The sequence below is a fragment of the Terriglobia bacterium genome (genome assembly GCA_020073185.1).
GTDB lineage: Bacteria > Acidobacteriota > Terriglobia > Terriglobales > Acidobacteriaceae > JAIQGF01.
In genome coordinates, this window is sequence record JAIQFT010000023.1 from 1 (window position 1) to 25,836 (window position 25,836).

The 25,836-nt window shown below is 61.3% G+C and carries 20 protein-coding genes; 7 read left to right on the forward strand and 13 right to left on the reverse strand.

Annotated elements, in window-relative coordinates; genetic code table 11:
• Positions 1-147: 147 nt before the first annotated feature.
• From LAN64_10105 to LAN64_10115, 3 genes are all read right to left on the reverse strand, one after another.
• Entirely contained in the window at positions 148-855 is a 708-nt protein-coding gene (locus LAN64_10105) for a PilZ domain-containing protein (protein MBZ5568187.1), read from the reverse strand.
• Between the two features lie 128 nt (positions 856-983).
• Positions 984-1,901, reverse strand: a complete 918-nt coding sequence (locus tag LAN64_10110) for an ABC transporter permease (protein MBZ5568188.1) — start codon at positions 1,899-1,901, stop codon at positions 984-986.
• A gap of 162 nt (positions 1,902-2,063) precedes the next feature.
• Positions 2,064-3,428, reverse strand: a complete 1,365-nt coding sequence (locus tag LAN64_10115; GenBank protein ID MBZ5568189.1) for a hemolysin family protein — start codon at positions 3,426-3,428, stop codon at positions 2,064-2,066.
• A 467-nt stretch (positions 3,429-3,895) separates the two neighbouring features.
• On the opposite strand from LAN64_10115, the gene LAN64_10120 reads away from it, so the two are divergent.
• From LAN64_10120 to LAN64_10130, 3 genes are all read left to right on the forward strand, one after another.
• Positions 3,896-5,104, forward strand: a complete 1,209-nt coding sequence (locus LAN64_10120) for an efflux RND transporter periplasmic adaptor subunit (protein MBZ5568190.1) — start codon at positions 3,896-3,898, stop codon at positions 5,102-5,104.
• Positions 5,105-5,243: 139 nt separating this feature from the next.
• Positions 5,244-6,275, forward strand: a complete 1,032-nt coding sequence (locus LAN64_10125) for a DUF4097 family beta strand repeat-containing protein (protein MBZ5568191.1) — start codon at positions 5,244-5,246, stop codon at positions 6,273-6,275.
• Between the two features lie 164 nt (positions 6,276-6,439).
• Complete coding sequence (locus LAN64_10130) at positions 6,440-7,267, forward strand: SAM-dependent chlorinase/fluorinase (GenBank protein MBZ5568192.1); 828 nt, start codon at positions 6,440-6,442, stop codon at positions 7,265-7,267.
• Between the two features lie 71 nt (positions 7,268-7,338).
• Here the strand turns inward: LAN64_10130 and LAN64_10135 are convergent, their stop codons facing one another.
• Entirely contained in the window at positions 7,339-7,572 is a 234-nt protein-coding gene (locus LAN64_10135; protein ID MBZ5568193.1) for a hypothetical protein, read from the reverse strand.
• A gap of 89 nt (positions 7,573-7,661) precedes the next feature.
• Between LAN64_10135 and LAN64_10140 the strand changes: the two genes are divergently transcribed.
• A complete protein-coding gene (locus LAN64_10140; protein MBZ5568194.1) occupies positions 7,662-8,012 on the forward strand; it encodes a tetratricopeptide repeat protein in 351 nt (116 codons plus the stop codon).
• Positions 8,013-8,118: 106 nt separating this feature from the next.
• On the opposite strand, the gene LAN64_10145 is transcribed toward LAN64_10140, so the two are convergent.
• The 5 genes from LAN64_10145 to pilB all read right to left on the reverse strand — a co-directional run bounded on the left by LAN64_10145 (position 8,119) and on the right by pilB (position 15,392).
• Complete coding sequence (locus tag LAN64_10145) at positions 8,119-9,501, reverse strand: sigma-54 dependent transcriptional regulator (protein MBZ5568195.1); 1,383 nt, start codon at positions 9,499-9,501, stop codon at positions 8,119-8,121.
• Positions 9,494-11,170 carry a hypothetical protein gene (locus tag LAN64_10150; GenBank protein MBZ5568196.1) on the reverse strand — a complete coding sequence of 559 codons (1,677 nt, stop codon included), beginning with the start codon at positions 11,168-11,170 and terminating at the stop codon, positions 9,494-9,496. The genes LAN64_10145 and LAN64_10150 overlap by 8 nt, the downstream gene beginning before the upstream one ends.
• A gap of 66 nt (positions 11,171-11,236) precedes the next feature.
• Entirely contained in the window at positions 11,237-12,445 is a 1,209-nt protein-coding gene (locus LAN64_10155) for a type II secretion system F family protein (protein ID MBZ5568197.1), read from the reverse strand.
• Between the two features lie 72 nt (positions 12,446-12,517).
• Positions 12,518-13,627, reverse strand: coding sequence for a type IV pilus twitching motility protein PilT (locus tag LAN64_10160; GenBank protein MBZ5568198.1), 1,110 nt, complete (start codon positions 13,625-13,627; stop codon positions 12,518-12,520).
• Positions 13,628-13,676: 49 nt separating this feature from the next.
• On the reverse strand, positions 13,677-15,392 hold the full coding sequence (gene pilB / locus LAN64_10165) for a type IV-A pilus assembly ATPase PilB (protein ID MBZ5568199.1): 1,716 nt from the start codon (positions 15,390-15,392) through the stop codon (positions 13,677-13,679).
• Between the two features lie 568 nt (positions 15,393-15,960).
• On the opposite strand from pilB, the gene LAN64_10170 reads away from it, so the two are divergent.
• Positions 15,961-16,458, forward strand: a complete 498-nt coding sequence (locus tag LAN64_10170) for a hypothetical protein (GenBank protein MBZ5568200.1) — start codon at positions 15,961-15,963, stop codon at positions 16,456-16,458.
• Positions 16,459-16,835: 377 nt separating this feature from the next.
• Here LAN64_10170 and LAN64_10175 read toward each other — a convergent pair whose 3' ends face one another.
• Both LAN64_10175 and secA read right to left on the reverse strand, forming a co-directional pair.
• A complete protein-coding gene (locus LAN64_10175) occupies positions 16,836-18,104 on the reverse strand; it encodes an OpgC domain-containing protein (protein ID MBZ5568201.1) in 1,269 nt (422 codons plus the stop codon).
• 225 nt (positions 18,105-18,329) lie between these two features.
• Positions 18,330-21,245, reverse strand: coding sequence for a preprotein translocase subunit SecA (gene secA, locus LAN64_10180; GenBank protein MBZ5568202.1), 2,916 nt, complete (start codon positions 21,243-21,245; stop codon positions 18,330-18,332).
• 224 nt (positions 21,246-21,469) lie between these two features.
• Here secA and LAN64_10185 point away from each other — a divergent pair, with 224 nt between their 5' ends.
• Positions 21,470-22,723, forward strand: coding sequence for an MFS transporter (locus LAN64_10185; GenBank protein ID MBZ5568203.1), 1,254 nt, complete (start codon positions 21,470-21,472; stop codon positions 22,721-22,723).
• A 129-nt stretch (positions 22,724-22,852) separates the two neighbouring features.
• Positions 22,853-23,623, forward strand: coding sequence for an enoyl-ACP reductase (locus LAN64_10190; GenBank protein MBZ5568204.1), 771 nt, complete (start codon positions 22,853-22,855; stop codon positions 23,621-23,623).
• Between the two features lie 22 nt (positions 23,624-23,645).
• Here LAN64_10190 and tsaE read toward each other — a convergent pair whose 3' ends face one another.
• Together tsaE and LAN64_10200 are read right to left on the reverse strand one after the other, a co-directional pair.
• Complete coding sequence (tsaE, locus tag LAN64_10195) at positions 23,646-24,077, reverse strand: tRNA (adenosine(37)-N6)-threonylcarbamoyltransferase complex ATPase subunit type 1 TsaE (protein ID MBZ5568205.1); 432 nt, start codon at positions 24,075-24,077, stop codon at positions 23,646-23,648.
• A gap of 120 nt (positions 24,078-24,197) precedes the next feature.
• A complete protein-coding gene (locus LAN64_10200; GenBank protein MBZ5568206.1) occupies positions 24,198-25,799 on the reverse strand; it encodes an NAD(P)H-hydrate dehydratase in 1,602 nt (533 codons plus the stop codon).
• Between the last annotated feature and the right edge of the window lie 37 nt (positions 25,800-25,836).

Consider the following 25,836-nt stretch of genomic DNA (forward strand, 5'->3'; position numbering starts at 1 on the left):
CGTACGCCACCAAAATCCTCCGCCGCAGATCGTCGGAAAAGGCTCGTGCCATCAGCTGTATTCGCAGAGACCGCCAGCACCAGCAGCTTACGTCCAAACACTCATTCGCGGGTATATCTACTCGGGAACCGCTCTAGGCGAAGTGAATTAGTCGATCCCGAGGTAGTTCTCGATCCAGGCTTTCACCGCCTGGCGACCTTCCGCCGCCGGGTCAAAGCGCAGTCCGAACTGCCCATTCTTATCGTCGGACCAGCAGACGACGCAGGCAATGTCGGCCTGCGCGGATCCGGGAACGGCGAATGAGGCGTGCACGGTAGTGTCGGGCGGCGGGCAGTGATCCTTGCATTGCAGTGACATGCCGCCACCGCTGATCTCGGACGAGGTTGCCGTGAAGCGGCGCGATCCATATTCGAGGGCGACCGGCGCGGCAAGCGGAAGGCGAACATAGCGCCTCAGCTCGTTCAACAGCAACGAGCGCGTAGCGTGGATTGCCTTGAGCGCCGTCTGACGGGTGACAGGTGAATCCAAAAGAACATTGATACCGTACTTGGCCAAGCCGCTGAGGCCGTGGATGCTGCCGGCCGGTCCGACCGCATAGACGACCATGCGCTTCTGCCACGCCGAATTGCGCGCTTCGGCCACGATGTCCTCGACAATAGGACTGGTGAGGGACACCACGCAACCTTCCAGTTTCGCATTGCGCAAGATGGTGGTGTCGTGAGCGGCAATGACCTCGATGCTGAACTGGCTGAAGCAGTCACTGAGAACGTCCCGACTCTGCTGATCCAAAGGAAAGAGGGCGACCGTTGGCTTTTTCTTGGCCCACGGTGTACCATCGCGACCCTGTTCCGGCATGATGACCACTCCAGCAACAACACGTCGCTGTTACGAGAAAGTTTCGGAGAAGGAGCGGATTCTACAGCAGTTTCGCGGACAGACGCACAGTTAGTTTTCCACGAGGAATGGGCATCGGCATCGAAGCCCTACTGCCTGATACGCGGATTGAACGCGGAGTACAGCAAGTCCGTCACGAAATTCACCGCAACATAAGTCAATCCAATCGTCAGAATGCAGCCCTGCACGAGATAGTAGTCGCGGTTGGAGATTGCCTGAATCGTCAGGCGGCCGATGCCGGGCCAGGAGAAGATCGTCTCGGTGACGATGGCGCCGGCCAGCAGCGCGCCGAATTGCAGCCCGATCACGGTTAGAACGGGAATCATGGCGTTGCGCAGCGCGTGACGGTAAACCACCGTGCGCTCCGGCAGACCCTTGGCACGGGCGGTCCGGATGTAGTCCTGACTCAGTTCCTCCAGCATCGAGGTGCGCACCATGCGCGTGAGGATGGCGGCCAGCGCTCCGCCCATGGTGATCGCGGGCAGGACCAGGTGCGCCACCGTTCCGCTGCCGGATACCGGCAGGATTCCCAGCTTGACGGCGAAAAACAGGATTAGCACCGGGCCGAGAGCGAAGTTGGGGAACGAAAGCCCGAGCAGGCTGACGAAGCTGATGGCGCGTTCGTCCCAGCGGTTGCGTCGCCGCGCCGAGCGCACGCCGGCTGGAATGGAGAGCGCCAGGGCAACGAAAAGCGAGGCCAGCGTCAACTCGAGCGTGAAGGGATAGCGCTCGGCGATGAGGCGTCCGACTTTCTCATTGAAGCGCAGCGACTGGCCGAGGTCGCCGTGCAGGACACCCCTGCAATACTTCAGATACTGTTGCCTGATCGGCAAGTCGAGACCGTAGGCGTGGCGCGCTGCCTGGATGTCGGCTGCTGCTGCGCCTTCGCCGAGCATTTGCTGGATGGGGTCGCCGGGGACGAGGTGGATCAGCAGGAAGACGACCGATACCACCAGCCAGAGGACCGGGAGAGTGTAGAGCGCGCGGGTTAGTAAGAATCGGAGCATCGGTCGGCAGTCGTTAGTCGTTACTCAGTCGTTGGCCGATCAGTCGTTGGTCGTTGGCGCAATCGGTTATCGGTAGTATCGGTAGTCCGAAGCCCGTAGTCCGGAGGACGGTTCCTGTGTTTTCAAATCACCAAATTACGCAGTTACCCGATTACCCAATTCCTAGTCTCCTGCCCGCTGTGCCGCTTCGGGCTGGAGGGTTTCGATCAACACGCGGGCGATGCGGCGGTTCTCCATTTCCAGCACGGTGAAGCGGCGGCCATCGAATTCAAACGAGTCGGCCGGATTCGGGATGCGCTGGAAATTTGCCAGCATAAAGCCCGCCAGCGTTTCGAACCCCTGATTCGAAGGCAGATTTACGTGATGTTGGGTTTCGAGGTCGCGAATGTTGACCGCGCCCTCCAGTACCATGCTGGTAGCGCCGGCGGGGAGCGGCTGCGGCGTGATGTCGAACTCGTCTTCGATTTCCCCCACCAGTTGCTCGAGCGCGTCTTCGACGGTCACCACGCCGGAGGTGGAGCCGAACTCATCCACCACCACCGCCAGATGGCGCCTGCGGTGGCGGAATTCGGCCAGCAAGTCGGTGAGCGGCTTGGTCTCCGGCACCACCAGCACGTTGCGCATGATGTCGCGCACCACCATGCGCGCCAGGCGCGGGGCGGCGGGATCGGACGATGGTTGGCTGTAGCGCAGCCGCATCCAGCGGGTGAGGTCCTTACTGTAGAGCAGGCCGATGATGTGTTCGGGGCCGCTCTGCGGGTCGTATACCGGAACGCGCGAATGCTGTTCCTCGACTACGCGCGCCAGCGCCTGTTCCAAGGGCAAGTCGGCGGGCAAGGAAAAAATCCGCGGCCGCGGCACCATGACCTGGCGCACGGTAATGTCGCCCAGTTCGAGCGCGCGCAGGATCATCTCTTCCTCGACCTGGGGGACGATGCCGAAGCGGCGGGAAGCTTCCACGATCAGCTTCAGCTCCTCGGGCGAGTGCACGACTGAGGAACGTATTTCATGGGTCCCGAAACGGCGCAGCACGAAGCGGGCGGAAGAGCTGATCACGCGCAGAAACGGGCGTGCCACCGTTATGAAGAAGTCCATGGGCGCGGCCACGGCGAGCGCAACCCGGTCGGGACGCTGCAACGTCACCGATTTCGGTACTACCTCTCCCAGGACAACGTGCAAGTAGGTGATCACGATGAATGCCAGCACGACGGCAACGGTGTGGGCCAGGACCGTGGGGTGGTCAGCTCGGCCCATTGCCATCTGGATTAAGGCGGCAAGGGTAGGCTCGCCGAGCCAGCCCAGTCCGAGGCTGGACAGGGTGACGCCGAGCTGGACGGCGCTGAGCAACTCGTCCATGCGCTCGTGCAGCTTGCGCACGGTGCGGGCGCCCACCCGGCCGGCGTCAATGAGCTGCTGGATGCGGGTGTCGCGGACGCTGACCAGGGCAAATTCCGCTGCCACAAAGAAGGCATTGGCTGCCACCAGCAGCACGACGCCAAACACCCGCAGGAGCACGTATCCGGCCATTGGCGGAGATTCTAACAGGCTGCAGGCTCCAGGCTTCGGGCTCCAGGCAGTTGACGCAACCTAAGTGCGCCAGGTCCAAATAACATCCCCACCTTGTTTCGCCAAACCGTGGCGAAACAAGGGTGGGGCAGCCTGCCAGGGACCAAAATGAACATTCCCACTCTGTCTCGCCAAACTCAGGCGAAATAAGGGTGGGGCAACCGTACAGATGCTTTTCCGCTTGCTGCCTGTGGCCTGACGCCTGCAGCCTTTCTTTGCTTTCCTTTTTCCAACGGCGGCGTCTAAGACAGGGGTCGACGTGCACGGCTTGGGGCGCGTCCAGAATCGGACCAGGAAATAGCTGTCAGTGTTATTGCGGAACCAAATCCTCGGCGGTTGCGTAATGAAGGTCATGGGTATGCGTACCCCTGCACGACGCCAGCACCGTGGCATCGATACCAGCCGGCGGCTAAGGCGAGGAGGGCGTAATGGCAAACGGCAATGGTAAGAAAAAGAAGAGGCGCTGGCTGTACATCAGTGGCTCGATTGTAGGCGTGCTGGCAATCGTATTCGGCGTGGTGGCTGCCACCCGCGGTGGGACTAAGATTGACGCATCGAAGCTGGCGAAAGTTGACCGCGGCGATCTGGCCAAGAGCGTGGTCGCGACCGGCAAGATCGAGCCGATTACCAAGGTGGAAATCAAGTCCAAGGCCAGCGGCATTGTGAAGAAGTGGAACGCCGACGCCGGACAGATGGTGAAAGCCGGTCAGGTGCTGGTCGACCTCGACAAGGTGGAAATCGAGGCGCAGGTGCGGCAGGCGAAGGCGCAGTTGGAGGCGGCCGAGGCCAGCGAGCGCGCTGCCATCGCCGACTTTGAGCGCGCCAAGGTGGATGCGATTAGCCCCGACGTCCCTCTGCTCAAGCGCGCTTACGAACGCGCCGTCAGCATGGCGAAGGACGGGGTGGTATCGCAGTCGCAACTGGACGACGCACAGAGGAATTATGTGCTGGCGCTCAACAAGCAGCAGGTTGCGCAGGCCAATCTCGGCGTTTTGAAGGCAAGAGAGAAGCAGGCACAGGCACAGGTGGCGCAGGCGAGCGCGACCCTGGCGCAGTTGCAGGAACAATACACGTACTACACGATCGTCGCACCCATAGACGGCATCATTCTCTCGCGCGACGTGGAAATTGGCAACGCGGTCAGTTCCATCCTGGTGATGGGCTCGTCGGCGACGCTGGTCATGACCGAAGGCGACACCAGCGAGGTGTACGTCAAGGGCAAGGTGGACGAGAGCGATATTGGGAAGGTTTATCTCGGCCAGCCGGCGCGCATCAAGGTGGAGTCGTTCAAGGACAAGACCTTCACCGGCAAAGTGACCAAGATCTCGCCCATGGGGGTGGAGAAAGACAACGTCACGACCTTCGAGGTGCGCGCTTCCATCAACAATCCGGGCGGCGAGTTGAAGGCCGCCATGACCGCCAACGCGGAAATTATCCTGGAAGAACACAAGAACGTGCTGCGGATACCGGAAGGCGCCGTGCTGTACGACAAGGACAAGAAGGCGTCGGTGGAAGTGCCCAGCCCCAACGCCAAGGATGGCAAGAGGAAAGTCGCTGTCAAGCTTGGGATCTCCAACGGAGCGAAGGCCGAAGTGCTCGAGGGACTCAAGGAAGGCGACCAGGTCGTGCTGCAGTAACTTGACGGGGCCCCCCAAGAACCCTCCAGCTTGGGGGGGCCAGAAGATGCAGGCTTCAGTCCCCGGGTTCAGTCCCCAGGCGCCAGGTCATGGCAGAAACGCCATCAGCCCTGAGCCTCGCGCTTTGAACGAGGTCACGATGAAAACATCGCTGCGTGTTGTCCTCTGCGTGGTTCTGCTGTTCGGCAGCCTCCCGTTGTTGGCGGAGGAGGCGACGTTTGATCGCACCTTGAAGGTTAGCGGTCCGGTGGACCTGGAAGTGGTGACCGGGTCGGGCAGCATCACGGTGCGCAACGGCGCGCCGGGAATGATCGCCGTGCACGGTACGGTGAAGGCCGGCTTCTGCTTCGGTTTTTGCGGCGGCAGCGGCGATCCGGCTGAGGCGGTGAAAGCGATCGCGGCCAATCCGCCGATCGAGCAGAGCGGCAGCACGGTGCGCGTCGGGCACCTCGGCGAATCGCAGCGCTACAACAACATTTCCATCAGCTATGAGCTGGTTGTCCCCGCCGAAACCAAGTTGTTGTCGAAGACCGGCTCGGGACACCAGGAGATTTCGGGGATTGCCGGTCCGGCGGAGGTGAGCGCGGGTTCGGGCAGCTTGCGGCTGTCCGACATTGCCGGCCAGGTGCGCGCGCGCACCGGTTCGGGCAGCATCACCATGAGCAACCTGCGCGGTTCGGTACGCGCCCACGCCGGCAGCGGTTCCATCAAGGGCGAGGGTGTGGGAATTTCAACCTTGGTGGAGAACCGCGCGAAATACCAGGGCAAGGACCCTTCGCCGGCGCCGGCCACCAAGGCGGGTTCCGGCTTCACCGATACATCCACCATGGGTTCGGCAGCGGATTTGGACTTCCAGACCGGATCGGGCAGCATCCGCGTCAACGACCTGCGTGGCACCCTGCGCGCGCACACTGGCAGCGGCAGCATCGAGTTGCAGGGTCAGCCCACCGGAGACTGGAGCATGACCACCGGATCCGGCGGCATCACCGTACGCCTGCCGGCACAGGCAGCGTTTAATTTGGACGCACGCACCGGCTCAGGGTCCGTCCGTACTGACCGGCAGGTCGTTGTGCAAGGCACGCTCGATAAACATGAGCTGCGCGGCACGGTGAACGGTGGCGGATTTCATCTGGATCTTCACACCGGCTCGGGAACGATTCGGATTGAATAGCTTCTAGCTCTTAGCTCTCAGCTTCGAGTCTCCTGGCCCTTACGTGATCCGTTGCACTGCTTCAACATCACTCCCACAACCATATGGGCAGCAGCCCTGACATTGACAAGCTAAAGGCTAAGAGCTAAAAGCTAAGAGCCCCTTCCCCGCGAAACGAGGCTCTCGTGGCCCAGCGCCTGATCACATTTACCACCGACTTCGGACTGAACGACCACTACGTCGGCACCATGAAGGGCGTCATTCTGAGCATCAACCCGACGGCGCAGATCGTGGACATCTGCAACGCGGTGCAATCGTTCGATGTGCTCGACGGCGCGCTGACGATTGCGCAGGCCTATACCTATTTCCCCTCCGAAACGGTCCATTTGGTGGTGGTGGATCCGGGGGTGGGCTCGACCCGGCGGCCGCTGCTGGTGACCACCGACAAGCACATGTTCCTCGCCCCCGACAACGGCGTCTTATCGTTTGTGTACGACCGCGAGGAGCGTATTTTGGTGCGCGACATCACCTCCACCCACTATTTCCTGCAGCCGGTGAGCAGCACGTTCCACGGACGCGACGTTTTTGCCGCGGTTGCCGGCTGGCTGAGCAAGGGCGTCGAGGTGGCGAAGTTCGGCGACGAAATCACCGACTACACCCGCTTCGCCGCGCCCAAACCCAAGCCGGTCAATGACAAGCTGCTGAAGGGCGTGGTCCTGAAGGTGGACAAATTTGGGAACCTGATCACCAACATCACGCCTGATGATCTGCCGCAACTGTTCACCTCCGAGCCGCCGCCGTTCAAAGTGCTGATCGCCAGGCACGAGATCGCCAAGATGACACATTCGTACTCGGAGGGCACGCCCGGCGAAGTGTTTGTCGTGCTGAACTCCATGGGATTCTTGGAAATTGCCAGCCACCGCGGCTCGGCGGCGCATATCGTGGGAGCGGGAAAGGGCTCGGATGTCGGCGTGCTGTTTGAGAGCGCGCAGATGGGTGCGATCGCACCCTGATCTCAGCCACGGAGGACACAGAGTCATTAGGTAGTCGCTTGGCTTGCCGTTTTTCTCGGTGGCCTCTGTGGTTACGGATTTTTTGGTTTGGGGCGGGCGTACCGCTCCATCTCCGCCGTCCACTGCAGGAAGCGAAGCAGTTCGCCTCTTTCCTTCCATGTGAACTCGAAAAATTCCAGAAACCCGATGTCCGTCATCTTGACGCCGGTGTAGGTCTCGATCCGCCAGCGCAGATAGGGGCTCCGCCACGGGGACAGGTGATGGCCGCGGGTGGCGTTCCACAGGAATCGGAGCAGGTACCACATGGTCTGTCAGTCTATCGGTCGATCGGTCTATCGGTCCATCATTCCGAGCCCAATTGACTGATCGACCGAGCGACTGACAGACTGTGTTCATGCCAGACTCGCGCCAGGTCGCCGAAGACCACTACTACCACGCGCTGGACCTCTATGCCGAAGGGCGCCACGAAGAAGCAGTGGTAGCCTACCAGAACTCCATCGCGGCCGACCCTACTTTCACCGAGGCAATGCACGGCCTTTCGCGCGCCTACCAAGACATGAACCGGTTGGATGAAGCCATCGAGATCGCCAACCGAATCGCCGAACTCGACCCCGACGACGTGCTCGCACACACTTCTCTGTCCATCCTCTACCAGAAGAAGGGCATGGTTCCCGAGGCCGAAGCGGAAGGCAACAAAGCGCGCATCTTAGGCTGGAAGCAGCAGTTGAGGGAGGGGAAGAAGTAGCTCCAGTTTCCAGCCTTTAGACTCTTGGCTTTTAGCTGTTCGCTCGTGCGGTCTGGCTGAGAGCTAGGAGCTAAGAGCTGAAAGCCTCATGCTGAAACTGAAACTCCTACAGATCGTATTTTTTCAGCAAATGCCGGAAAGACCTGTAGGAAAGCTTTAACATTTCGGCGGCCCGGGTTTGAACTCCATTGCACTGCCGCAGGGCGGATTGAATAAACGCCCGCTCCAAGTCGGCGACGTAGCGCTCCATGTCCATTCCATCTGCCGGAATGGAGACGCTGGTCCCCGGTCCGCCAACACTAGGCGCGGCGGCGCGCACCACCCCGCGCTCCACCGGAAGTTCCATCTGTAGTTCGTTCCCGGTGCACAGAGCGACGGCGCGCTCGATGGTGTTCTCCAGCTGGCGCACGTTGCCCGGCCAGTCGTATCCGGTCAGGGCCAGCAACGAGTCAGGCGCAATGCGCAGGATGCTTTTCCCCGCTGCCGGCGCATACTTCTTCAAGAAATGATTCGCCAGGATGGGCAGATCCTCGCGCCGCTCCCGCAAGGGTGGGACATGGATGGGAATGACGCTCAAGCGATAGTAGAGGTCTTCGCGAAAGCCGCCTTCCGCGGTTGTACGTTCCAGATCGCGATTGGTGGCGGCGATGACCCGCACGTCCACCGGAATCTCGGCGGCCGACCCCAGCGGGCGCACGGTATTTTCCTGCAGCACGCGCAGCAGTTTCACCTGCATACCGATACTCATCTCGCTGATTTCGTCCAGAAAAACGGTGCCGCCGGTGGCCTCCTCGAACAAGCCGCGCCGGTTCTGGTTAGCGCCGGTGAAGGAACCCTTGAGATATCCGAAGAGCTCGCTTTCCAGCAGCGTCTCGGTAAACGCGCCGCAGTTTGCCGGAAGGAATGGCGCTCCGGCGCGGGTGGAGCAGGCATGGACGGCGCGCGCTACCAGCTCCTTGCCGGTGCCGCTCTCGCCATCGATGAGCACGGTGCTGTTGGTGGGCGCGATGGCGCGGATGGTCAGTTTGAGCTTCTCGATCGCCGGGCTGATGCCGACCAGGTGGTCGAGCGAGTTGCGACTCAGGGCGTCGCGCTTGTACGCCAGGTTCTGCCGTCGCAGCGCCAGCTTTTCCATCGCCTTGCTGATGGCGAACTTCACGTCCTCCACCAGGCCGGGGCCCTTGCGGATGTAATCGAACGCGCCGCCCGCCTTGACCGCCTGTACCGCCGACTCCAGGTCATCCACCGCCGTGATCAGCACCACCGCCGTATCGGGCGACACGCTGTGGGCGTAGCGTAGGACTTCGATGCCGTTGGTGCGCGGCATCTTGATGTCGGTGACGATCACGTCGAACAGCGCGGAGTCGACCTTTTTCTTCGCGTTTTCGCCGGAGTTGACGGTCTCGATCTTGTGCCCATCCTTGCGCAGGGCGATTTCCAACATCTCGCAAATCGAGCGCTCGTCGTCAACCACCAGAACGTTACCCACGCCGCCCCCTTGCCACCACTGCGTCTTGCACCGGCTCGCCTACGGGCTGGGCGGCCTGACGCAACAGCACCGTGAACGTGGTTCCCTGTCCGACCTTGGAACGTACGGTGACCTTGCCCTCATGCGCCTGCACTACCTGGTACACGATCGCCAATCCCAGCCCGGTGCCGCCGTCGAATCCCGACTGGAACGGCTCGAAGATTTTCTCCATCTCCGGCCCGCGCATGCCGTGTCCCGTATCGGCGAAGCTGATCAGCCAGTTCGCTTCCTGGCCGCGCAGCGTGATCGTCAGCGTTCCACCGTCGGGCATGGCGCGGACGGCGTTGTCACAGATATTCCAAAAGACCTGCTTCATGCGGTCGCCGTCCACCTGCGCCAAGGCCCGCTCCGGTTCGAAGCGGCGCACGACCTCCACTCGGGGCGAACCCGCTTCAGCCCGGTTTTCCAGCAGAGTCAGCGTGTCCTCCAGCAGCGGCACCAGGTCCAGGATGGCAAACTCGAACTTCTTCTCCCGCGAGTAGGTGAGGAAGTCGGACACGATGCTGTTGAGCCGCTCCGACTCGCGGGTCACGATGTCGACCAGCGTGCGCTGCTCCTGGTCGAGGACGGCAACGTCCGCCAGCACTTTCACCGATCCCGCGATGGACGACAGCGGGTTGCGAATTTCGTGCGCGATCGCCGCCGCCATGCGTCCGACCGCAGCCATGCGGTCGCGCAGCCGCACCTCGCGCTCCAGGCGGCGGATCTCGGTCAGGTCGTCGAAGGTATACACGTAACCCATGGCGCTCCGCCCCGGTACCTCTAGCATCGAGCGGGCCATGCCGAAGGTTCGCGTGCCCCCGGAGGGAATGGCGGAGCGAACTTCGCAGCGCACGGGGAAGATACCCGGCTCGGGCAACTGGTCGAGGAACAGAAGCTCGACGCTCCTACCGACTATGTCCGCTTGGCGGCGTTCCAGCAGCCTCTGGCCGGCGGCATTGATGAGGCGCACACGGCCGTCCATGGCGGTGGTGATCAACCCACCGCTGATGGAATCAACGATGTTCTCGTGCAGGGCCTGCAGGTTTTCCAGCGCGCCGCTCTGTTCCTGCAAGCGCACGTCGGCCTGGCGCAGCTTCGTGCTCAAGTAGCTTGCCAGGTAGGCGATGGCGGCGTAGGCGAACAGGTTGATCAAGATGGAGGCCTGCAGACTGCGCAGGTCGGGCCGGTTCAGCGAATACGAATGCAAGACGTCGAAGTAGGAAAGCTCCAGGATGGCGCCGCACAGGATGAATGCCAGCGCCGCACTCAGGAAGGTCCACGCCCGCGATAGCAGGATGGCGGTGACGATGATGATCAGCGGGTAAAGGAAGTTAAAAGAGCTGTCGATACCGCCGGTAAGATAGACAACGACGGCAGCCATGCAGAGGTCGGTGAGGACCTGGAGGCGGGCCTGGAATCGTCCATCGTGCCACAAGGAGAGCAGCAGAAGATAGAACGCGGAGATGGTGTACCACAGCAGGATCGCGACAATGAACAGGCCCTTAGGGAGGCTGGTGGGGGTCAGCACCGCGACCGCCAACTCGATCCCGAACAGCAAGGTGATGACGATGATCCGCACCTTGCTCAGCCAGATCAGCCAGCTTCGCTCGTTGAACTCCTCGCGCATCACGCCCCTGCTACTCGACACACTGTCCTTCGAACGATGTCACCGCCTGCGCCGCTCCTCTGCCACCTTTCAAGAGCGCCCGGGATTCTAGCCGGACAGCTTGGCGATCATGGAGAACAGCGGCATGTACAGCGAGATGACGATGCCGCCGACGGCCACGCCCAGGAATGAGATCATCACCGGTTCCAGCAGCGTCAGCATGTCCTTGGTGGCGGAGTCCACTTCGTCCTCGTAGAAGTCGGCAATCTTTTGCAGCATGGCGTCCATGGCGCCGGTGGCTTCGCCTACCCCGATCATCTGTGTCACCATGTTGGGAAAGACGCCGCATTCCTTCAGCGGATCCACGATGGTGCGGCCCTCCTCGATCGCCTTGCGCACCTTCATCAGCGCCTGTTCCAGCACCGCATTGCCGGAGGTGCGCGCGGTGATGCTCAGCCCTTCCAGGATGGGCACGCCGGAGGTGATCAAGGTTCCCAGCGTGCGGGTGAAGCGCGCCACCGCGATCTTGCGCAGCACCATGCCGAAGACCGGCAGGTGCAGCATCATGTTGTCCCAAACGTAGCGGCCCTTGGGGTGCTTGCGCACCTGCTTGACGCCGATGACCAGCGCGATCAGAACGGCGAAAACCACCCACCAGAAGTTGCTCACGAACTTGCTCAGGTTCATGACGATGCGCGTCGGGACGGGCAGGTCGACGCCGAGGCCGGCAAACAAGTTGGCGAATATGGGGACCACGAACTTCAGCAGCGCGCCCACGATCAGCACGGCAATGCTGATCACCGAGACCGGGTAGATCAGCGCCGACTTTACCGCCGAGCGCAGTTTCACCGCTTTTTCCACGTAGGCCGAGAGGCGCTGCAGAATGATGTCCAAAATGCCACCCGTCTCCCCGGCCTCGATCATGTTGGTGGTAAGGTCGTCGAAAATCTTTGGGTAGCCGCGCATCGCGTTGGACAGCGTCGCGCCGCCTTCCACCGTCTGCCGTACGCCGGTCAGGGCCTTCTGGAAGGCCGGGTTCTCCTGGTTGGCGGCCAGGATCTCCAGGCACTGCACCAGCGGCAGGCCGGCGTCAATCATCACCGAGAACTGGCGGAAGAAGATGGCGATGTCCTTGGTGGCAACCTTGCCCGAGCCGAAGGTGGGCATGACAAATTCCTTGCCCTTTTCCTTGATGGTCGAATCGCTGATGCGCTCCCGGGTGAGCGCCGCCTTCAACACCTGCTTATTCTCGGCCACCCGTTCTCCGGACACCTTCTCGCCGGCGGCATTTTTGCCGGTAAATGTGAAAACTGGCATGTGAACCTCTCTTGTCTTCTGTCTTGCGGTCGATGGGTGCGTTCAGACCGACCCAGCGATAGACCGAACGGACTACCTCTTCCCCGGCGCTGCTCCTACTCCCTTGGTGATGCCCGCGCCGCGATTGATCATCTCCTGCAGCTCTTCCGCATTGGACGACCGCTGCAACGCCGTTTCCAGCGTGATCTGCTTGCTCATGTACAGCGTGGCCAAGGACTGGTTAAATGTCTGCATGCCGAACTTGTCCTGGCCGGACTGCATGGCGGAATAAATCTGGTGGATCTTGTCTTCCCGGATCAGGTTGCGCACGGCGGCGTTGGGTATCAGGATCTCCATCGCCATGGCGCGTCCCATTCCGCCGATCTTTTGCAGCAGCGCCTGGCACATGATGCCTTCCAGCACCAGCGAGAGCTGGGCGCGGATCTGCGATTGCTGGTGCGCCGGGAAAACGTCAATCACGCGGTTAATCGTGGAGGCCGCCGAATTGGTATGCAAGGTGCCGAAGGTGAGGTGGCCGGTCTCGGCGATGCGCAACGCCGCTTCGATGGTCTCCAGGTCGCGCATTTCCCCGATCAGCACTACGTCGGGGTCCTCGCGGAGGGCGGCGCGCAGAGCGTTGGAGAACGACTTGGTGTCGGCGTGCACTTCGCGCTGGTTCACCAGGCAGTTCTTGTGCTGGTGCACGAACTCGATCGGGTCCTCGATGGTGATGATGTGATCGTGGCGATCGGTGTTGATCTTGTCGATCATGGCCGCCAGCGTAGTGGATTTGCCCGAGCCGGTTGGTCCGGTCACCAGGATGAGGCCGCGCGGCTTCTCGCACAATTTCGCCACCACCGGCGGCAGGTTCAATTGCTGGAAGCTCTTGATCTCGAACGGAATCACGCGGAAGACCGCTCCTGCCGCGCCACGCTGATTGAATATGTTGGCGCGGAACCGCGCCAGGCCTTTCATCCCGAAGGAGAAGTCCAGCTCCAAGTCTTCCTCAAAGCGGTGCTTCTGCGCGTCGGTCATGACGCTGTAGGCCAAGGCCTTGGTTTCGGCCGGGGTCAGCGGCGGCATGTCCAGCGGCTGCAAGTGACCGTGCACGCGGAGCTGGGGCGGCGAATTCGTGGTGATATGCAGATCGCTGCCGTTCAACTCCAGCAGTTTCTTCAGAAGATCGCTCAGTGTGACAGCCATATCGGTGTCCGCTCTCCCTGCTCACAACGCAGAACTAACAACTCGGAACTCAGTGCACGGTTTCTCGCGCCACCTCTTCCAGTGTGGTTGCGCCCGTCAAAACCTTCACCAGGCCGCTGCGGCGCAGGGTGATCATGCCGCGCTCCACCGCCTTTTTCTTCAATTCCACCGCGGAGGCGCCCACCAGGATCAGTTCGCGAATCTCGTCGTCAATTTCCATCACCTCGTACAGACCGCAACGGCCCTTGTACCCGGTGTTATTGCAAATCCCGCATCCCTTACCCTTGCTGACCTTGACGGTCTTGGCTTCTTCGGGGGTGAAGCCAGCCTCGATGAGCGCCTGCGGCGGCAGGTCCACCTCTGCCCTGCACTCGGAGCAGATGCGGCGCACCAGGCGCTGCGCCACGATCATGTGCACCGAGGTCGCCACCAGGAAGGGCTCGATGCCCATGTTCATCAAGCGGCTGATGGTTTCCGGCGCGCCGTTGGTGTGCAGCGTGGAAAGCACCAGGTGCCCGGTGAGCGCGGCCTTGATGGCAATTTCGGCCGTCTCGAAGTCACGGATCTCGCCCACCAGGATGATGTTCGGGTCCTGCCGCAGGAAGGCGCGCAGCGCGGCCGCAAAATTCAGCCCGATGGATTCCTTCATCTGCACCTGGTTCACGCCCGCCAACTGGAACTCCACCGGATCCTCGGCGGTCATGATGTTGGTGTCGGGCTGGTTGAGGCGCGAAATCGCGGAGTACAGTGTATTGGTCTTGCCGGAACCGGTGGGGCCGGTGACCAGCACCATGCCATAGGGCTTCAGGATCGCCTTTTCGAATTTCACCAGCGACTCCGACTCGAAGCCCAGCTTGGTCATATCGAGACGCAGATTTTCCTTGTCGAGCAGCCGCATCACGATCTTCTCGCCCCACAGCGTGGGCAGGGTGCTGACCCGGTAATCGAGCTGCTTCTTTCTTCCCCCGAGATTGACCTTCAGCATGATGCGGCCGTCCTGCGGCAGCCGCTTCTCGCTGATGTCCAGCTTGGCCATGATCTTGATCCGCGAGGTGATGGCGTCCTTCAGCTTCATGGGCGGGCTCATGATGGTGAGCAGCATGCCGTCAACGCGGAAGCGGACGCGATACTCCTTCTCGTAGGGTTCGACGTGGATGTCGCTGGCGCCGCGCTTGACCGCGTCGGTGAGGATCAGGTTTACCAGCTTGACGATGGGCGCCTCGTCGGCCGCCTTCTCCAGTTCCGATAGCCCCTTCTCCTCCTCTTCGGCTTGGAGTTCGATGTCGGTTTCGACGCCTTCGGTCATCGACATCATGACCTTTTCCAAGTCTTCTTCGTGGGTTGCGCCGTAGGCCTTCTCAATGCCGTCCAGGATCGAGCTCTCCGACGCCACCACCGGCTCGATGTTGAAGCCGGTCATGAACTTGATATCGTCCATGGCGAAGACGTTGGTCGGGTCCACCATGGCAATGGTGAGCGACGCGCCCACCCGGCTCAGCGGCAGGATCTGGTAACGCTTGGCGGTCTCGTACGGGATGAGCTTGACCACCGTGGGATCAATTTCGAAATAAGTGAGGTTGATGGCCGGCACACCGTACTGGCGGGAGAGAAAATTGGTTACGTCTTCGTCGGACAGATACCCCAGCTTGACCAGAATGGAGCCCAGGCGCGTCCCGGATTCTTTCTGCACTTTCAGAGCCTGTTCCAGCTGCTCCGTCGTGATTACCTTCTCCTTAACGAGAAGGTCGCCCAACCGCTGAGACATGCTCCGGTCTCCCTATCCTCGCGGGCCGCCAGCTTGACTCGAACTGCCCCCCATGCTGCGGGCCTTGCAGAAGTCTTCGGGGCAATATTGTTCAATCCTGGATAGGCCGAATCGTATGTTGAGTGACAGAAATTGTCAATCGAGAAGCATGGTTGAAAAGGTAATGGACACTACACTTTAGGACAAGACCTATTGGCGGCGGCAGCCGATGGTAGAAGCGCTGGCATGGACCTGGCGCAGGGGTATGGCCTCGGCCCGCCAGAAGGAACAGCCAGATGGGGAGGCTTCAGCGTCCAAGCCCAGCGCTTGTGAAGCGGAGCCTGAGCGAGCCCTGGCACCCTGAAGCCTGCTCCCAAAACCCGCATCAGAACCTACTTTCGGACATGTCCGTCAGTACCCTTGCGGCTTGAATTGTTCCAGAACGACAATTCGAAGGATGACACATTCCTCCCCCACAACCAGTGTCTTGGTGCATGCGCAGTGCCATGCCTGTGGGTTCAAAGCCGCAGGCACCCTTGAAGACGTGGTAAACGCCTGCCGCACTCACCCTCATTCGAGCTCAACCTCCTTGGTTGCGAGAAACGGGGACCAGAGGGAAGAGGCATGGACAAAGCATTTCCAGGCACTTCCGCCCGTGCTGGTGGACACCGCTCGTATGCCGCAGCCCTATCCTCGCCTCTACATTTGGGCGACCACCGTGGCCGCCCTCATTGTGACCGGTGCGTGTGCACTGTTCTCCCGCTGGCTGGCCATCATGTGGTATCCGTCCATAGGGGGCATGGTTCACGGCACCTTCATGTTGCTGGTGGTCGGCGGACTTATCTACACATTACTGCGGTATACCAATGACCGTCGCGCCGCCGACATTCAGCGCTTCCGGACAGTGGCCGAGTGCAACCACCACATCCGCAATGCCTTGCAAGTGCTGAGCCTCACCCGCGACGCGCGTACCCAGCCGGGATCGCCGGAAGTGAGCCGCTATACCGCCGACTCGGTGCAGCGCATCGAGTTGACCCTGGCCGAGGTTCTGCCCAGAGTGTTGCAGCGGCCTCGCACCAATGCCTAGAGAGGCTGAGAATTTTCTGTGTCCGTACCCTGGGTGGGGCGGCGGCTTCAGGCCCAAACGCAGCGCGGGTTGCGCTGCAAGATAAATCGTCCGTCAACATAATCCTGATCTGCAGCGCACAACTTCCGACCCCCTATGCATTGTCCCGAGTGCAGCAGCGCGGATGTCGCGCGATCCCATCGCGCCAATTACAAAGAGGTCTTTTTGTCTTGGCTGCGGCTCTGGCCACTACGGTGCAAGAACTGCAATTGCAGGTGGCTGGTGTTCAGTTGGGATGACCCCGGACACAAGCTCGGCTAGAAGCTCGGCTAGGTTCAGTTCATCATCCCGCTCCGCCATCTCCGGACGCGTCGGCTCCGCGCTTCCACCGTACGATGTCAACCAACTCGGTTCGAAATCGTGACCAGCGCTCGTGGCCTGCTAGCGGAGCGCAGTCTTGCCGTGCGGGAGGGCACGATCATGCCTTGGCGCGACCGTGCGGCGAATCTGGCGTGCAGCCAGGCCGGCAGCCACAGGGTCGCGGTTAACAAGATCGATGCGCTGGTACGCAACGGGACGGACAAAGGACCCACCATCCCGTAGATCATTCGTGCAAAAAAGCAAATGCACGATGACCAGGCGAACACCTGCAACGAGTGCTTGCCGAGAAACGAAAGGCTCGCGTAGGGCATTGACTTGCCGTACCTGTCCTCGAAGGAGCGCGGGATGGACCAGACGAGATAGGCCAAAGCCGCAAAATCAATCAGCCGGAAGGGATGCAGAATGCTCCTGGCGTCGCGAGCGGTCAGATACGTCGAATACGTGTGTTGCGCGGGCATCAGCGCAAGGTGAAAGAAATCTGGGTGGCGGAACACAAAGAACAATCCCGCAACAATGGCTACCACGGCGATCGCGAATCGCGGGCGCGGCAACTTTGTTTTTCGCTGCATGACTGCCGGGAAACTCAGCATCATGCCGCACACGAACAGTAATTGCCACGCGAGCGGGTTGAACGCGCCCATGAAATAAGGAACATTGCCGGGAAACTGCGCGATCACCCAAATGCCCGCACTGATCGCCAGCACCATCGAGGACCGCCCGCAACTCAACTGCTTCAACAGCAGCGGAGCGACCGCAATGAACAAACAGTACATGGGCAGGATGTCGAGTAATGCGGGTTGGAATATGAATGTGGCGCCCTGAATCCAAGCCTTCCAGGAATCCCAAGCGAACGTGGCTTCGGAATGCTCAGGTGCCATCTGATTCGCCGCAAAAAAGATGGTGAGCAATGCAATGTGGACGAAATAGAGTAACCGAACGCGCCGTAACGCGCGCCCAGTGGACGCGTCGCTACCTTCCCTGATCAGGTACCTGCCGTAAACCCAGGCAGTCACGGTCCCGGAAAGAAACACAAAGACTTCAGCCGCCGACACGAATCCAAAGGACTGGTATGTATACTGCCGCCAAGGGTTCGGGAGGTGATCCCAGGTCATTACGACAAGCGCCAAGCCGCGGAGAGCGTCGATGCGCGGATCGCGCTGTGACTGCGAAGGTGGGGAATCAATCTCTGCCATGGCAATCTTATGCACCCGTGATAGCACCTTAGTGGAAGTGTTATCCAAGTCTCTTGTGCAGTACAAATGACGCTCGTAATCGGGGTTCTGCACAAGGGTCACCACGGCGGAAAAGAGCGAAAATCGTTGCTGCCTGGTGCGCAGGGCGGAGGTGTGCTGGATCGGGGGCAGGCTCGCCTTTCCCAGGGCACTAAGTCTTGAGGTTGCCGGACCCCGGTCTCGCCTGGGTGTGGCGAGATAGGGTGGTGATTTTCCCCTGACACACATCAACACTTGGCCAAGGGTGGGGTCTTCTTGAAACTGAAACTTGAAGCCGTTCTAGGCGTTCACTCCGCAGCACTTCTTGTACTTTTTCCCTGACCCGCAGGGGCAAGGATCATTGCGCCCGATCTTGGCGCCCGAGCGCACCCGCTGTTGCACCGGCTGGTACTCTCCGGAACCTGCCATGCGCGCCTGTTCCAGCTCCTTACGCTTGCGGCGCTGGAAGGCTTCTTCGAGTTCGTCCACCGAAGTCGCGGCCGCGCGCCGTCGCCGCGCCGCACCGTCGCCATCGCCGCCTGCCTCGATGGTCACCTGCGGCGCGCCCGGCTCGATCACCTGCATCAGGTACAAGTAGCGGACGGTCTCTTCCTCGAAGCGCGCCATCATTTCTTCGAACATGTCGAAGGACTCGCGCTTGTACTCCACCAGAGGATCGTGCTGGCCGTAGCCGCGCAGCCCGATGCCTTCCTTCAGGTGGTCCATGTTGAGCAGGTGGTCTTTCCACTGCTGGTCGAGCACGCTCAACATGATCATGCGCTCGTGATAGCGCATCTGCTCGGCGCCGATCAGCTTCTCCTTGGCATCGTAGCGCTCTTTCAGCTTGCCGAAAACGGCGTCGCCCAGCTCCTGGCGGTTCAGGGTCTCCGGCGTCACCTTCTCGGCGACAATGTCCACGCCAAAGCGGGTGAAAACCTCGTTTTTCAAGCCCTTGGTGTCCCAATCCTCGGGATGAACGTCCTTGCCGGCGTACTTATCGAGCAGCTCGCCGAGAATGTCGGCCACATAGTCCTCAAGGATAAGATCCTTCTGGTCCAGTCCTTCCAGCAACTGGCGGCGCAGGCTGTACACCGCCTCGCGCTGTTTGTTCATCACATCGTCGTACTCGAGCAGGTGTTTGCGGGCTTCGAAGTTTTGCGCCTCGACCGCCTTTTGCGCCGCCTCGATGCGCCGCGTGATCATCTTCGACTCGATCGGTACGCCCTCCTCCATGCCCAGGCGCTGCAGCAGCGTCGAGACCCACTCCTTGGCGAAGATGCGCATCAAGTCGTCCTGCAGCGAGAGGAAGAAGCGCGACGCGCCGGGGTCGCCCTGGCGTCCGGCGCGGCCACGCAACTGGTGGTCAATGCGCCGCGCCTCGTGCCGCTCCGTACCAAGGATGAACAGGCCGCCGACTTCGACCACCTGGTCGTGCTCTTTGTCGGTTTCCGACTTGTAGCGCGCCAACGCCTCGTTCCACTGTTCCAGCGGAGCTTCGAATTCCGTGCCCTGGTAGTAGAACTTGGTCATCTCCTCGCTGCTGGCAGCCGCCTCCACTTCGCCGCCGGCTTCTTGCAATGGGCGCGCGATTCCTTTCTTGACCAGCTCCTGCTTGGCCATGAATTCGGGGTTGCCGCCCAACAGAATGTCGGTGCCGCGGCCCGCCATGTTGGTGGCGATGGTCACCATACCGAGGCGGCCGGCCTGGGCCACGATCTCCGCCTCGCGCTCGTGATACTTGGCATTCAGCACCACGTGCTTGACGCTGCGCTTCTTGAGCATTTCGGAGAGCCGTTCCGACTTTTCGATCGAGGTCGTGCCCACCAGCACCGGCTGGGCCTTTTCGTGCAACTCCTCGATGTGGTCGGCGGCGGCCTTGTATTTCTCCGGCTCGGTGCGGTACACCACGTCCGGATTTTCCAGCCGGCGCAGCGGCTGGTTGGTGGGAATTACGACGACTTCAAGCTTGTAGATTTTCTCGAATTCGGGAGCTTCCGTCTCCGCCGTGCCGGTCATGCCGGCCAGCTTCTTGTACATGCGGAAATAATTCTGGAAGGTGATGGTGGCCAGCGTCTGGTTCTCGCGCTCCACCTTGACGTTCTCCTTCGCCTCCACCGCCTGGTGCAGGCCATCGCTCCAGCGGCGCCCGGGCATCAGGCGCCCGGTGAACTCGTCCACGATGAGAACTTCGCCGTCCTTGACCACGTATTCGACGTCGCGCTTGTAGAGCGCGTGCGCCTTGACCGCGGTCTCGACGTGGTGTTTCAAATCCCAGTTTTCCGGGTCGGCAATGTTGGTGATCCCGAGCAGTTTCTCGACCTTTTCCCAGCCTTGATCGCTGATGGTGATGGTCTTGTGCTTCTCGTCCACCACGTAGTCGCCGGTGAGGATCTTGGCCTCGCCCTGCGCCTGCTCGATCTCTTCGCCCTTCTCCAGCTTGGGAATGATCTTGTTGACCTTGTAATACTTGTCGGTGGATTCCTCGCTGGCGCCGCTGATAATGAGCGGGGTGCGCGCCTCGTCAATCAGGATTGAGTCCACCTCGTCCACGATGCCGAAGTTGTGTCCGCGCTGCACACACTCGCGCAGGTCGAACTTCATGTTGTCGCGCAGGTAGTCGAAGCCGAACTCGTTGTTGGTGCCGTAGGTGACGTCGGCGGCGTAAGCTTCGCGGCGCTCCTCGTCGTCCAGATCGTGCACGATCACGCCCACCGACAGGCCGAGGAAGTTGTAGATCTTTCCCATCCACTCCGAGTCGCGCTTGGCCAGGTAATCGTTGACCGTGACCACGTGCACGCCTCGCCCCGGCAGCGCGTTCAGGTACACCGGCAGGGTGGCGACCAGGGTTTTGCCTTCGCCCGTCTTCATTTCCGAAATTTTGCCCTGGTGCTGCACCATGCCGCCGATGAGTTGGACGTCGAAGTGGCGCATGTTGAGGGTGCGGCGCCCGGCCTCGCGCACCACCGCAAACGCTTCCGGCAGGATTTCTTCCAGGAATTCGTTTTCCGCAGTGCGGCGCTCCTCGTCGTCCTCGATCCCCTCCAGGCGTTCGGCCAGGCGCTTGCGGAACTCGCCGGTCTTGGCGCACAGTTGGGCGTCAGTGAGGGCCTGCATCTGCGGTTCCAGCGCGTTAATCTGCGCGACCGCGGGCATCAGGCGCTTGACCTCGCGCTCGTTCTTGGTGCCGAAAATCTTGGCTGCTAAAGTATTGATCAATGTAGTCGGAATCCACGCGCGCCCGGCGGAATGACGACCGGAGCGCGTTGCTCTAACAGGCTAACATATATAGATGCGGCGGCTTGGGCGAGGAACCAGTTGTCGGGATTCAGGCGTCGGGAGTCAAGCTGAGTGACGTTCGGAATACCCCGAGTCCTGACTCCCGAGTTCTCTCCCGGTCGACGACCGCCTGATTCTGCGCTACTCTGCACGTCTCACCACCCATGCGCTCCATCCTGAGAGTCCGGCCGCTGCGGCTGGTTTTCACAGCCAACGTGATCTCCATGATGGGCAGCGGGATGAATTCCGCCGCGGTGATGTGGTTTGTTCTGCAGGCGACGCATTCCGAGGTCGCGCTCGGCATGCTGGTCGTGCTGCAGACCATTCCCTCGATGCTGATGCTTCCCTTCAGTGGCGTGATCATCGATCGCGAAGACCGCCGCCATCTGGTGATGCTGCTCGACGCGGCGCGCGCCCTCATCATCCTTACCGTCGCCTTTCTCGCGCTCACGGGACGGGTGCAGGTCTGGCACCTGTACGTCATGAACACGTTCGTCCAACTCGGCTTCTGGATGTTCTGGCCGACCATCAATGCCTTGATCCAGGAACTAACGCCTGCCGGCCAATACGTCCAGTCGAACACCTTCCTGATGGCCGGAATCCAGGGCGGATTCCTGCTCTCCGGCGCCGTCGTAGGTTTCGTCTACAACCACATCCACCTCGGCGGCGTGCTGCTGATTGATTTCTGTACTTACCTGGTCTCGCTCGCTTGCTACTTCGGGGTTCGCAAGGGTCGGCATCTGGTGCGCCCGGCCGACGGGGGGCAGCCAGGTGCGGAGGGAGCGCTGGCGCGCTACCTGCATGAGATGCGCGAGGGCATCCGCTATCTGCGCCCTCGACGCGACGTGCTGCTCCTGGGCTCAAGCTGGTCGTTGTACCTGGGCGCGATGATGTCCTCGACGGTGGTGATGGCGCCGCTGAGCGACCGCATCCTGCACGCCGGCGCCACCGGGTTCGGATGGATCTATGGAGGATGGGGCCTGGGCGCATTCCTCAGCGCACTGTATGTGCCCGCGCTGATGCGCGGTATCGGAGCGCGGCGCGCGCTGCAGATCGCCATGGCGGTGCTCGCCGCCGGTATCTTCGTGATCCCCTATTCGGGCTTCGTGCCGCTTGCAGTTCTCATTTACATGACCATGGGATCGGCGCGCGGCGTGGGCGGCATTTCGATTTCCAGCAGCATGATGCACCTGGTTCCCAAGCACTTCATGGGACGCGTGCAGAACACGTTCTATTTCGCCGGTACCGCCCTGCAAATCATTCTTGCCTTATCAGCCGGAGTCATCGCGCACCGCCTGTCGCTGACCGCAGCGTTCGCGTTGCTGGGAATGGTGTACGTGCTGGCGTTTATCGGCTCGGTGTGGCCGGTACCGGCGACGAGCGGGGCAACCGAAGCCGTGGCCGCCGTGGCCGAGTAACGCCATCGACCATCGGCGTTCTCACCTGTTATTCTCTTGAGTTTCACGCTTGTCCGTCGTTCGCCGTTGGTCGTTAGTCGTTCGCAAGTCCGATCAATTGGCCATCGACCATCGACCAACGTCGGTTCTATGACAGCTCTGCTCGAAGGACGTACCGCAGTTGTCTTCGGAGTCGCCAACAAGCGCAGCATCGCCTGGGCCATCGCGCAGCAATTGCATGGCGCCGGCGCGCGCCTGGCACTCACCTATCAGAACGAGCGGCTTGCGCTTGAATCCAAGGACTTGGTCGAGTCGCTCCTCGGCGCCGAGGGCTTTCAGTGCGACGTATCCAACGACGCCGAGGTCACGCGTCTCTTCGAGCAATTGAAGGAGCGCTACGGGAAACTCGACGTCCTGGTGCACAGCATCGCCTTTGCCCCCGCCGCCGAACTCAGCCGGCCCTTCGTCGAGACTTCCCGCGAGGGCTTCCGCATTGCGCACGACGTCAGCGTATATTCGCTGATCGCGCTCGCCCGCGGCGCCGCCCCGCTGATGGCCGACGGCGGCAGCATCATGACCCTTACCTACTACGGCGCGGAGAAAGTCGTGCCCAACTACAACGTCATGGGCGTGGCAAAAGCCGCTCTGGAAGCCACCGTCCGCTACCTCGCGGCCGATCTCGGCAAGCAGAAAGTGCGCGTGAATGCCATTTCCGCAGGGCCCATCAAGACGCTGGCCGCGCGCGGCATTGCCGGCTTCGGCGACATGTTGAAAGGCCACGTCGAGCGCGCCCCGTTGCAACGCAACGTTGAAGCCGAAGAGGTGGGCAGGGCAGCGCTGTTTCTCGCTTCGGATCTGTCCACGGGCGTGACCGGAGAGACGATCTACGTGGACTGCGGGTATAACATCATGGGCTTCTGATGGGGTAACCTGATCCAGCGCGCTACAAGCCGCTGACCCGAATCCGTCGCTCGTTCTCACCCAAGCGCCGGAATCGAATTTCGACGTGCCGCTCGCGTTCGAAGCGCGCGAACTTCTCGCCCCACTCGATCAGCAGGACGTTGGAATTGCCATACAGATCGTCAATGCCCAGGGTTTCCAGTTCACGATCGGTGTCGATGCGGTACAGGTCAATATGAAACACGTTGACCGACGGCCCGCGATATTCGCGGATCAGCGCGAAAGTCGGGCTGGTGACGTCGTCCTGCGACGCTGCCTGGAAACCTTCGGCGATTCCCTTGACCAGCGTCGTCTTTCCTGTGCCCAGTTCGCCGCGCAGCACCACCAGTTGAGGCGGCTTCAACTCGCGCGCAAGCTGGTGCCCCAACTGGATGGTCTCTTCCGCGGAGTGAGTAGTAAATTCGCCGGTCGCCATTGTCCGTAGTCTCCTGGATTACCAGGGAGGCAGCAGAGTTTGCAGTTTGTAATTGGTAATTTGAAAAGTAAAAACCTGTCTTGTGGTCAGCGCAAATTACAAATTACCAATCTTGGTAAGTTACGCCTGCCGGCCGCCGCCATGCTGAATGGCGACAAAGGGATCGCGTTCCAGCCAGTCTTTGGTGACGCCGTCAACGATGGCCGTGTTCAGGATGTCGGTCGCGGTCAGCCACTGCTCCGACCATACCCTGGCGGCGCGATCCCCCGCGTACCCGTGCAGCCACACCGCCGCGCACACCGCGCGTACCAGGTCATCCGGAAACTGCGCGATCATGCCCGCGATCAAGCCGGTGAGCACGTCGCCGGTGCCTCCGGTCGCCATGCCGGGATTGCCCGTCATGTTGACCCATACGTGACCATCCGGCTCGGCGATCAGGGTGCGATGTCCCTTGAGCACCACAACGCAATGATGATCGCGCGCGAAGGAACGTGCCACGCCGATGCGGTCCCGCTGAACCAGCTTGGTGGAAAGCCCCGTCAGGCGCGCCATTTCGCCGGGATGGGGCGTCAGCACCAGCGGCCGCTTGCTCCCCTCCAACTTCTCCGCTCGGCCCTCGAACGCGTTCAGCCCGTCGGCGTCAAGCACCAGCGGCTGCGGGTATTTGTCCACGATGGCGCGGATGAACTGCACGGTGTCCGCCTGCCGCGAAATTCCCGGTCCCAGGGCGAGAACGGTTTTGCCTTCCACCATCGAATCGAGGCGTCCGTAATCCACCGCCGCGAGTGAAATCGATCCCGCCTCGGTTTCCGGCAAAGGCTCGGTCATCAATTCGGCGGCGAAACCGGCAACCATGGGCAGCACCGACCGCGGCGTCGCCACCGTGGAAAGCCCTGCTCCGGCGCGCAAAGCTGCCATGCCGGCCATGGCCGCCGCGCCGGATTTTCCCAACGAGCCGCCGATGGTCAGCACGTGTCCGAAGCTGCCCTTGTTCGCATCCGGCGCGCGCAGGGCAAAACAGGATCCAATGTCGTTCCACGCGATGACCTCCAGGCTCAGCGTGGACTGGATCGCCTCCCGCGGAGAGCCAATCTGCCCGACCACGATTTCGCCGCGCGTCAGATCGGCAAAGACGTGTGCCGGACGGGGCGCGGTGAAGGTGACAATGGCGTCGGCGCGGCAGCGCAGGTGCGGCTCCGGAGCGAACGCATCGGCGCCGGCGCCGGAAGGAATGTCCACCGCGAACACCGGAACCGGGAGTGAATTGATCAGCTTGATCGCGCTCGCGATCAGCCCGGAAACCGGCGGCTTGAAGCCCGTCCCGAGAATCGCATCCAGAATGAGATCGGCATCACGCAGCGCACTTGCGGGCGAGCGTTCACCGCTCATCAATTCTTCTTCGCTGGCGATCGTGACCGGCGTAACCGGCAGTTTCTTAAGCATTGCCGCCGCGTCGCCCTTCACCTCCGCAGGACTTCCCAGCAGAAGGACGTCCACCTTTTTCCCAACCTCGTGCAGCTTGCGGGCCGCCACGAATCCGTCGCCGCCGTTGTTTCCTCTTCCGCAAACGATGCAGATTCGCTCCGCGCGCTGGTAGCGCCGCAACACGTATTCCGCCACGTGCGTTCCCGCGTTCTCCATCAGCGTAAGGGACGGCACGCCGTGGCGCTCGCTGGTGAGGCGGTCAATCTGGCGCATTTCCTCGGTAGTGGTGACCTTCATAGGACGCACTTAGGAATTGAGAATTAGGAATCAAGAT